Here is a 10158-nt window from a genome sequence, read left to right as displayed (position 1 = left end):
ACTGAAAACCCGGCTACGCAAACAGGCCCGACTGCTCATCCGGGAAATCATTGATGAAGAGCTGGTCAGGGTCGAAGCTCAGCTGAACCGCGAGCTAAACAACTACCTGGATCATCTTCTGGACCAGATGCCCGAAAATCTGTCGGATTAACACTGCCCTGCCTGTTCCGTGTATACTGCGCGGTTTAGATCAGAACCTGTCAGAACCCTGTAGTTATGGAAAAAACGTTTAACCCTCACGCGATTGAGCGCAGCTGGTATCAGACCTGGGAAGAAAAAGGCTACTTTGCCCCCTCCGGCAAGGGCTCTCCCTACTCCATCATGATTCCACCGCCCAATGTCACCGGCAGTCTGCATATGGGTCATGCTTTTCAGGACTCTATTATGGACGCCCTGATTCGTTACCAGCGCATGAAAGGCAGTAATACCCTGTGGCAGGTGGGTACTGACCATGCCGGTATTGCTACACAGATGGTGGTAGAGCGTAAAGTGCAGGCTGAAGAAGGCAAGACACGTCACGATTTCGGCCGTGCAGCCTTTACCGACAAGATCTGGGAATGGAAAGAAAAGTCCGGTGATAACATCACCCGTCAGCTGCGTCGTCTCGGAGCCTCTGTTGACTGGGACAATGAACGCTTCACCATGGACAAAGGCTTCTACAAAGCTGTTCAGGAAGTATTCGTTCGCCTATACAAAGACAATCTGATCTATCGTGGCAAACGCCTGGTCAACTGGGACCCCAAACTTCATACCGCCATCTCTGATCTGGAAGTGCTGAACAAGGATGTCAGGGGTCACATGTGGCACTTGCGTTACCCTCTGGCTGATGGCGAAAAAACCGCAGAAGGCAAAGACTACATTGTGGTCGCCACAACCCGTCCGGAAACCATGCTGGGGGACACAGGTGTTGCCGTTAATCCCGAAGACGAACGCTACAAGAGCCTGATCGGAAAAGACATTATTCTGCCACTGGTCAACCGTCGTATTCCTGTCGTTGCCGATGAACATGCTGACATAGAAAAAGGCACAGGTTGTGTAAAAATCACTCCAGCTCATGACTTCAACGATAACGAAGTGGGTAAGCGTTGCGGTCTGCCCATGATCAATGTCATGACTCTGGAAGGGCATATCAGTGAACGGGGTGAAGTCTTTAACATTGATGGTTCCAACAATCACGACATTGACGCCCCCATTCCTGAGAAATACCGTGGCATGGAGCGTTTTGCCGCACGTAGAGCCATCATCGCTGACTTTGAAGCAGCCGGGCTACTGGAAGAGATCAAGGATCACGAACTGATGGTGCCATACGGAGACCGTTCAGACGTTGTCATCGAACCTCTGCTCACGGATCAGTGGTTTGTCCGTGCCGAGCCGCTGGCAAAACCTGCCATTGAAGCGGTTAAAGATGGCCGCATTCAGTTTGTCCCCAAACAGTACGAAAACATGTACTTTTCCTGGATGCAGGATATCCAGGACTGGTGTATCTCCCGCCAACTCTGGTGGGGCCACCGCATTCCAGCCTGGTATGATGAAAAAGGGAATGTTTATGTAGGTCGCAGTGAAGAAGACGTACGACAGGAAAACAACATTCCGGCCGGAGTCAGCCTGAGACAGGACGACGACGTGCTGGATACCTGGTTCTCTGCTGCACTCTGGACTTTTGGCACCCTGGGCTGGCCTGAAAACACAGAGCGTCTGAAAACCTTCCACCCCACAGATGTTCTGGTTTCCGGCTTTGACATCATTTTCTTCTGGGTTGCCCGGATGATCATGATGACCATGCATTTTGTCAAAGATGAAGACGGCAACCCTCAGGTACCCTTCAAGTATGTCTATATGACCGGCCTGATTCGTGATGAGAATGGCGACAAGATGTCCAAGTCCAAGGGTAACGTGCTGGACCCTCTGGATATGATCGACGGCATCAGTCTGGAAGATCTGGTTGAAAAACGCACCGGCAATATGATGCAGCCACAACTGGCGGCAAAAATTGAAAAACGTACCCGTAAAACCTTCTCTGAAGGCATAGCGGCGCACGGTACTGACGCTCTGCGTTACACCCTCTACTCACTGGCTTCTACCGGTCGTGACATTAACTGGGATATGAAACGTCTGGAAGGTTATAGAAACTTCTGCAACAAGATCTGGAACGCAGCCAACTACGTTCAGATGAACACTAAGGGTGAGGACTGTGGCCAGCATGGTGAGGACATTGAACTGACCCTGGCGGACAAGTGGGTTATTTCCCGACTGCAACGTCTGGAAGCCCAACTTGAAAAGAACCTGACGGACTTCCGTCTGGATCACGCCTCCCAGAATCTGTACGACTTCATCTGGAATGAATACTGTGCCTGGTATCTGGAGCTTTCCAAGCCTGTGCTATGGAATGAAGACGCTTCCGAAGCCCTGAAACGTGGAACCCGTCGTACACTGGTTCGGGTTCTGGAAACCATTATGCGTCTGGCTCACCCATTCATGCCGTTTATTACTGAAGAGATCTGGCAGAACATCAAGAAAGAAGCCGGCGTTAAAGGTGAAACCCTGATGCTGCAGAGCTACCCGACTTTGGATGAAAGCAAGCTGGACGAAACTGCCGAGCAGGACATCGAATGGCTGAAAGGCTTTATCACCGGCATCCGCAATATCCGTGCTGAACTCAATATTGGCCCTAGTCGTGAACTGAATGTACTGCTGCGCAACCTCTCTTCTAACGACTATCGTCGTCTTGATGAAAACAGCACTTTTCTTAAGTCTTTGGCTAAATTGTCAGACATTCGTGCACTGAACTCTGACGAAGAAGCGCCTATGTCAACCACTCAATTGGTCGGCAAGATGGAAGTTTTGGTACCGATGGCTGGCCTGATCGACAAGGACAAGGAAGCAGCCCGTCTGAGCAAAGCAGTTGAACGACTGAATAAGGAGGTTCAGCGCTTTGAAGGCAAACTGGCCAATGAAAAGTTCATCAACAACGCCAAACCCGAAGTGGTTGAAAAAGAGCGCGGAAAGTTGGCCGAAGCCCTGGCTGCCAGAGAACGTTTGGATGAACAGCTCAAAGCGATTCAGGCTCTGTAAAAAACGGTAGACGTTCAGTTTACCTTTTTTGACTCCTGAATGAACGAAAGGCCTGTGAGCAGAAGCAGACAGGCCTTCTTTAGCGATTTGCCAGGGACGCAAAAGCAGTTGCCCCTAATCGTTGTTTTTCCGGAATTGATTCCTGATCCGTTGCAATCTTATCCACTCTTCTTCAGCAGCCAGTAGCTCTGAAAACAGCTCGTGCCCAACGACCGAATCAGAATCACCGTCTTCTTCAACACCCTCTGCCCGCTCTTCAATCCAGAAGTGCTCAAATCGATCTTCAATCTGAAGGTTCAACAAATTAGCCCGTACGACTCTGGAATCATCATCTATTCTGAGAATGACTTCCCTGTCAGAGAAAAACCGTTTAACCCTTGCAAACAAGCTCTTCCAGAAAAAAAGAAACTCACCTTTTTCAAGATTTCCCGGACCTGAAGTGGGCTCATCACCCTGATCAGAATCGTCAATCATAATTCGCCCTTACTGAACGGTCTTATAAATTGATTATAGAACCCCGCTTTTCTCTGGTCTGACATCCAGATTACGGCATTATTGACAGCATTTAATCAGGCAAGGAAGAAGACTCGGCAAACCCATAAAGTGGGTAAAAAGTCATCAGGAGAGAGAAAACGGAGGAATAAAGAAACGAATGAAACAAGGCCAGCCCCAGGAAGCTGACCCAATTCAGGCGCCTGAACACTTATTTGATATCAAGAACCTGCTCTTCAATCTTCTGCTTCCAGATTTGTGGTCCGGTTTTGTGGACAGAATCACCGGTGTGATCCACCGCTACGGTCACTGGCATATCCTTGACCTCAAATTCGTAGATGGCTTCCATCCCCAGCTCAGGGAAGGCAACCACTTCTGCTTTCTTGACAGCCTGGGAAACCAGATAGGCGGCTCCACCCACGGCGATCAGATAGACAGATTCGTTATCCCTGATCGCATCAATCGCAGCATCACCCCGTTCAGCCTTGCCAATCATTCCAGCCAGACCTGTCTGCTCCAGCATAGTGCGGGTAAATTTGTCCATACGGGTAGAAGTCGTCGGACCCGCCGGACCAACCACTTCATCACGAACCGGATCAACAGGTCCTACGTAATAAATAAAGCGACCTTTCAAATCAACAGGCAGCTCTTCACCACAGGACATCATATCAACCATGCGCTTGTGGGCAGCATCGCGACCCGTCAGGATTTTTCCTGACAGCAGTACTGTGTCACCGGGTTTCCAGCCTTTGATCTCTTCTTTTGAGATGTCGTCAACATTGACTTTTCGCACCCCTTCACTCATATCCAGAGCGACTTCAGGGTAATCATCCAGACTCGGAGCTTCCTGAATCACGGGGCCACTGCCGTCCAGTACAAAATGTGCATGTCGTGTAGCAGCACAGTTTGGAATCATCGCTACAGGCAGAGAAGCAGCATGAGTCGGGTAATCCTTGATTTTGATATCAAGCACTGTGGTGAGACCGCCCAGACCCTGTGCACCAATACCCAGACTATTAACGGCATCCATGATCTCCAAACGCAGTTCTTCAACCCGGTTAACGGGTCCGCGCTCTCTGAGTTCATGAATATCGATAGGTTCCATCAGGGATTCCTTGGCCAGCACCATGGCTTTTTCGGCCGTACCACCGATACCAATGCCCAGCATACCCGGAGGACACCAGCCCGCACCCATCGTTGGCACAGTTTTCCTGACCCACTCAACAATATCATCAGACGGATTAAGCATAGCCAGCTTGGACTTGTTCTCAGAACCGCCTCCTTTGGCTGCCACCTGGACATCAACAGTATCCCCTGGCACCAAAGTCATATGGATAACAGCAGGTGTGTTGTCTCTGGTATTTTTACGGGCACCTGCCGGATCTTCCAAAACGGAGGCACGGAGAACATTTTCCGGGTGCGTGTAGGCACGGCGAACACCTTCATTCACCATATCCTCGACACTTCGGTCACTTTCGAAGCGGACATTCATACCGATTTTGAGAAAGACAGTAACAATACCGGTATCCTGACAAATGGGTCGTTTACCCATGGCACACATTCTGGAATTAATCAGAATCTGGGCCATGGCGTCTTTGGCTGCCTTGGAGGGCTCTTTCTTCCAGGCATCATGAACAGCGTGAATAAAGTCCAGCGGATGATAACAGGAGATAAATTGCAGAGCGTCAGCTACGCTCTCAATCAGATCCTCTTCACGAATTAATGGCATTGCGCTCCCCAACTCCCATGTTCGGTCCAGATACCTGTCGTGCCCAAAGCACAGCTCCAACAGACTCCGGATTTGCAAGCTTCAAAGTATTACGATCTCTGAAGAACAGCCTTCAGGACCCTGACCGGTTAACCGGCTCTGTTTTTCGTTACTGCTCTGAACAGAAACGTCTGTCGTGCAGATCAAAACATCAATGAAGAACCCATCGAAACCTGACAGTTTTAACGGTTTCCTATGGACTTCCCCTCCTCATTTGCCCGGCCAGTATATCAATGCTTGGCATCAGAAAACATGGATTGAAAACAGGATCTTTCACTTTTTATCACGGATTACCGAAACAAAACGACACATTATACCTGACAACACGGGTTACAGCAGAATCATGGTTTCGGTTGATACGCTAAAGCGGAAAAACACAAAAGCATTGCAAAGAGTGCTTTTCTACAGAACAGAAAAGGTTGAAATGAGAGGATAAGTGCAACCTGTTGAGATTTTAGATATGAATCAGTTAAAGGAGGATGTCGGGGAGGATTGCCAGCTCTCCAGTTACATAGCTAATGTCCAAAGCTACTGCCTGACATCAAAATAGTGACGAGTGCAGAGTTACCCGCAGCATCGCTGGGCAGGAAATTGAAGTTAAGGGCTGGATTCTATGAACATATTTACTACAGAGCTTATGGAATCAATTTCATCAATGACCTGCAATTTTATTTTTGGCATCACCCATATTGTTTTGGCGTCTGATGAGGGGTAGGACTCTATTATCTGACTGACACCAAAAACTTTCGGGTAAATAAGCTCTTCCCGGATCTTTCTAATTGCCCGCCTCTTTACTACCTTCCAGGTTTCCTGAAGGTTATTATCCGGCAATAATTTGACTGACGAGCTGGCTTGAGGCGGTTTGCGGAATATATTAATTGCATACTTTGAGTCATTAGATGAAAGGGAGTCTATCTGAGCTGTTCCCTCCGCAGTGTTGGCGCTGACAAGTATCGTTACTGGAATAGTAACCGTTTTTTCTCTCATCTTTTTTTTTGATTTTGATGTGCGTGGGGGCTCAATACCTAAAAGAAGTTGCCCTGTGATATGAAAGTGATAGTGATCGTGCTCACTTATAGTAGATCTTTCAGAAGCAGCGCCATGGGAGGACTCTTCTTCCGGAGGTAGCAGTCCCGGGGTGGCATCAGTTAATGACTTTGCATGAGACTCGGTTCTTATCAGCTTCGGTCGCGAGGCCTCCTTAATGGCACTTTTGCCTGAAGCTGGTCGTTTTCGTGATGCTGGTTCATTTTCAACACTGGATGAAGCAGTGCTCCCGGAAATAGTAACTGTTGGATCTTTAAGAATGGGGTCAATCACATATAACTGATCCTGGTTTTGGATTTCAATGGGTCCTATCGGGAGGGCAAGGGGGAAGCCAGATCGTTGATCACCCTCAGTAGATGACATTTGAATTAATGTCTCGGGTGAAAACTCTTGAAGAGGCTCATGAGTCACTACGCCTTGATCTAAGGAAGGAGACAACAACCGATTTTGATTTAAAGAGTAAGAAGCCGGCCAGAGCTCCATACTAAAAAGCGAGTTTTTCCTATAAATAGTTTCAGGGAGGATAATTGCAACACTTGGCTTTAGTGACTGTGCCGGGTGTGTATAGGAACCGAGAGAATGTGAAATAATAAGGTGGCAACTATCCCCTTGTCGATGTGCGACGACAATTTCATCGTATAACTCATCAAAAATAACACTGTACTCGGTGATGCTATCAGCCAAATCATCATCTGCGTTAGCATTCATGGCTAAATATCCAAGTGTAAGGGTAAAGAAAGTTCTTGCGAAAAGACTATAGGAAACCATGCTTTGTCACCTATTTGACTACTGGACAGAAACATTCTATCCCATCCATCACTGCTAATCGGCACTCATAGTAGCACATAACCTCTGGTTCAAGCGCCAGGCATCAGCGCATTCCTTTGAAACATTTGGTATTTTTAAGGAAGTATGACTATATTGACGTCTTCGTCTTGTTGTTATTTGTAGCCAGAAAATGCTACAAACTTTTTTATACGAGAAACTTCATGTTTAATAAACTATACCCTTTGCTTTTTTTTATATTTTCATTCTGCTCCTGGACTTGGGCGACCGTAGAAATCATTGGGCCAGACACTTTTACCTATACAGATAGTACAGGTAGTAAAAAAACTCGACAAATTCGTGGCTACACCAGGCCTGAGAATCTTGAGCAATATTTACAACTGGCCGCTGCCAACTCTGAAACCACCCTGAAGATTGATAGAGACCTCAAAGAGAGAAGAATAAGTAAAGTTTACTTTATTCAGTTTTCAGCTGATCCCGAAGGCATTGTTGACCAGAGTGAAAATATTGGTTTTATCGTCATTTTGAACGATGGAACAGCTCTCCTTAGTTTTGATTATTTATCCTCACCAATGAAAATTGCAAGCACCTATGATCAAACCAAAGCAAGAGATAGACTAGAGTCTCATATTTACAATCATGCTGTACAATTCGGTTTTTTGGATCAAGGCTCAATGGAGTCTGTTTTATGGTCCATGCCCTCATCCTCGAATCAGAATTTCAAGCAATTAGGCTTTCGGAGAGACAAGAAAAAAACCACCAGATATCAAGCAACCTTTCTGATTCCCTATCTAAATCTATCGGGACAGGGAACCTTAGAAATAAGAAATATTGGCACCTACCAATACACTATTCTTGAGTCTGCTTCGGTACAGTTATAGGAAGCTAAAGCCAAATTCAGCGGCTACTGAAAGCAGCCTGTTGGTATTTTTGCAGGCTCTGGTCTCGAATAGTTAATATTCCTAACACACTTGTTCCTATTGATAGAACTCTTTCGCAACAGCATAGTCAAATCAACTATCAACAATCCAAACTGTTTATTTCTTAAGGAGAATAAAATGCAAGGGATAGCTAAAGCAGCTCTATTACAACCGAGTACAAAAGGCGATTCAAACAAAGAAAGCCTATCTATAGGTAACTTCGCCAATAAATCTGTAAGCCTTACATCTCTGAGCTTTACTTATTTCCCCAAAAGCCAATCTTTAATTTCTGCTGTAAAATTAACGGAAAGAGAGGCGATTCAACGAGATGTATTAACAATATATTACCCCAGAGGTAGCATTTATTTTGGCTCTGGAGAATGTCAAAATCAATTGAATTATGATATTGAAGATATGATTTTTAATAGTGATCTGGACCATAAAGCAGAGTTACATAAACCAGAGAACCCGACTAGAACAAATAACGAGGAAAAAGGTTGGCACTGCCACATTAAAGTAAATAGAAAAGATCTTCCTGATTTTTTAGGGCGCGTTTTTATAAGGCATAAAGTAGATACGACTAACGATGCTACTCATAAAAGTCAATTTTTGTACTCGATGTCGGCGCTTAGAGAAACACCCAGTCTTGGTGGGCTTACTTTTAAAGATGGGAGCATTACACAAAATGCTGAATGTACCGATATGAAAAAAAGTTCACCTTTAAATACAGATAGCTTTAGGTCAGTTGAGTATATTGATTAAAGCTCGTAACACCCGCTTCAGCCACGTGCCTGAGGCGCAACGGATGGTGGGACGAAGTCTCAAAACGAAATGGTATCATTTGTTAGCTGTTATGCTTGTTTTTCAAGGATAAGTACAATGAAAAAATATATTTTAATAATCGCAATATTCTGCTCATTAGTAATTCAACATGCAAAGTCAGACACCTCGCTCTTAAAAACAGAGGATGAATTTAACTCTTTGCACACATTAATAAATATGAGCCTCACAGACTCAGACTCAGACTCAGACTCAGACTCAGACTCAGACTCACTGAATATAGAAGATAAAGAATCCAACATAATGATCGTTCTAATAAAAGAGTTAGATTTTAACAATCAACTTTATTATGGATTATTATCAGGTGCAATACATTCTATACAATATCAAATTTTGGCTATTTTCGTTTTACGCCCTCTGTCATTAATACATGACCCATACAATGGAGAATTAAAATTTAATGAGGCTATTATAGGAGCTGTCATTGAAGAGGTGATATTTAATGGACACTTACTCCGTTTAATCAATTTCTCTATAGAATCTGCAACTAATAGAATCAACAATCATGATGAAAAAATATTTATTTTTAGTAACATCATCAAATCTACATTGTTTGGACTTTTACATCTTACCAACCCTAACCCATTAACAGCACAAGTCGTGATGTCAACGATAAACTCATTCAGTAGAGGACTGCTTTCTAAACATTATGGTTTACTAAGTGCGACAGTATCTCATGTTACTTTAAACTCCATTGGCTATTTAATCTACCTTTATAAAGGAAACTCTTTTTAGCAGCTAACCGCTATTAGAAGTCAAACGTGCGACGTTAGATATTATACTCCCCAAGTCTTCCGCAGAACCTCCTCAGTTTTTTTATTCTTAGTCAAAGTAATTTTGATAACTTTCAAAATCTGCTTTAGCTTTCAGATATTCTTGGCCTCCCGGAAAGCCTTTGTTTTTGTCGGGAGGTAAAAATAAAAGCTCTGTTAAAACTTCATTGTTTTTTCTTTTCCACTTGACTTCATACCTTGGCAATATAAGTGATAAGAAGTCCCCCGACTCCTTTGTAAATCCAAACCAACGACCTGTATACCAGTACAAATCATCATCTAAAGACACACCTATTGGTCGTTCTGAATATTCATGTTTTATTCGATTAAATATAGGAAACGCACCAAAAAAGCCAGCCAAATAAGAACTTTCAGGCAAATCAAAACTAAAAAACGTGCAACCACCTCCGTATGCAGAGTTTATTTCGGAGACAACATTAACACCCATGTAGTTATATTC

Annotated in this window: 8 protein-coding genes; 4 read left to right on the top strand and 4 right to left on the bottom strand. The window is 44.8% G+C overall.

All coding sequences use genetic code 11. The features are described from left to right. The first annotated feature begins 216 nt into the window (after positions 1 to 216). Positions 217 to 3072, top strand: a complete 2856-nt coding sequence (locus KDK19_RS16285) for a valine--tRNA ligase (RefSeq protein ID WP_257292372.1) — start codon at positions 217 to 219, stop codon at positions 3070 to 3072. A 114-nt stretch (positions 3073 to 3186) separates the two neighbouring features. On the opposite strand, the gene KDK19_RS16280 is transcribed toward KDK19_RS16285, so the two are convergent. The 3 genes from KDK19_RS16280 to KDK19_RS16270 form a co-directional block, all read right to left on the bottom strand. Then, complete coding sequence (locus tag KDK19_RS16280; protein ID WP_257292371.1) at positions 3187 to 3546, bottom strand: hypothetical protein; 360 nt, start codon at positions 3544 to 3546, stop codon at positions 3187 to 3189. A 229-nt stretch (positions 3547 to 3775) separates the two neighbouring features. Then, a complete protein-coding gene (locus KDK19_RS16275; RefSeq protein ID WP_257292370.1) occupies positions 3776 to 5293 on the bottom strand; it encodes a fumarate hydratase in 1518 nt (505 codons plus the stop codon). A 636-nt stretch (positions 5294 to 5929) separates the two neighbouring features. Beyond that, entirely contained in the window at positions 5930 to 7147 is a 1218-nt protein-coding gene (locus tag KDK19_RS16270) for a hypothetical protein (protein ID WP_257292369.1), read from the bottom strand. A gap of 221 nt (positions 7148 to 7368) precedes the next feature. Between KDK19_RS16270 and KDK19_RS16265 the strand changes: the two genes are divergently transcribed. From KDK19_RS16265 to KDK19_RS16255, 3 genes are all read left to right on the top strand, one after another. Beyond that, entirely contained in the window at positions 7369 to 8046 is a 678-nt protein-coding gene (locus KDK19_RS16265; protein ID WP_257254193.1) for a hypothetical protein, read from the top strand. Positions 8047 to 8223: 177 nt separating this feature from the next. Further along, on the top strand, positions 8224 to 8847 hold the full coding sequence (locus tag KDK19_RS16260; protein WP_257281061.1) for a hypothetical protein: 624 nt from the start codon (positions 8224 to 8226) through the stop codon (positions 8845 to 8847). A gap of 117 nt (positions 8848 to 8964) precedes the next feature. Then, complete coding sequence (locus KDK19_RS16255) at positions 8965 to 9660, top strand: CPBP family glutamic-type intramembrane protease (protein WP_257252660.1); 696 nt, start codon at positions 8965 to 8967, stop codon at positions 9658 to 9660. An 87-nt stretch (positions 9661 to 9747) separates the two neighbouring features. Here the strand turns inward: KDK19_RS16255 and KDK19_RS16250 are convergent. After that, positions 9748 to 10158 (bottom strand): hypothetical protein (locus tag KDK19_RS16250; RefSeq protein ID WP_257292368.1); only part of this gene is annotated, 411 nt, incomplete at its 5' end.

The organism is Endozoicomonas sp. ONNA1, from assembly GCF_024606325.1.
Lineage (GTDB): Bacteria > Pseudomonadota > Gammaproteobacteria > Pseudomonadales > Endozoicomonadaceae > Endozoicomonas_A.
The sequence above is the reverse complement of the archived record's forward strand: the minus strand, read 5'-3'. Positions and strand labels throughout refer to the sequence as shown.

Coding starts and splice junctions, on each gene's coding strand:
- KDK19_RS16255 (WP_257252660.1), top strand. CDS start 8,965: ATGAAAAAATATATTTTAATAATCGCAATATTCTGCTCATTAGTAATT.
- KDK19_RS16285 (WP_257292372.1), top strand. CDS start 217: ATGGAAAAAACGTTTAACCCTCACGCGATTGAGCGCAGCTGGTATCAG.
- KDK19_RS16265 (WP_257254193.1), top strand. CDS start 7,369: ATGTTTAATAAACTATACCCTTTGCTTTTTTTTATATTTTCATTCTGC.
- KDK19_RS16270 (WP_257292369.1), bottom strand. CDS start 7,147: ATGGTTTCCTATAGTCTTTTCGCAAGAACTTTCTTTACCCTTACACTT.
- KDK19_RS16275 (WP_257292370.1), bottom strand. CDS start 5,293: ATGCCATTAATTCGTGAAGAGGATCTGATTGAGAGCGTAGCTGACGCT.
- KDK19_RS16260 (WP_257281061.1), top strand. CDS start 8,224: ATGCAAGGGATAGCTAAAGCAGCTCTATTACAACCGAGTACAAAAGGC.
- KDK19_RS16280 (WP_257292371.1), bottom strand. CDS start 3,546: ATGATTGACGATTCTGATCAGGGTGATGAGCCCACTTCAGGTCCGGGA.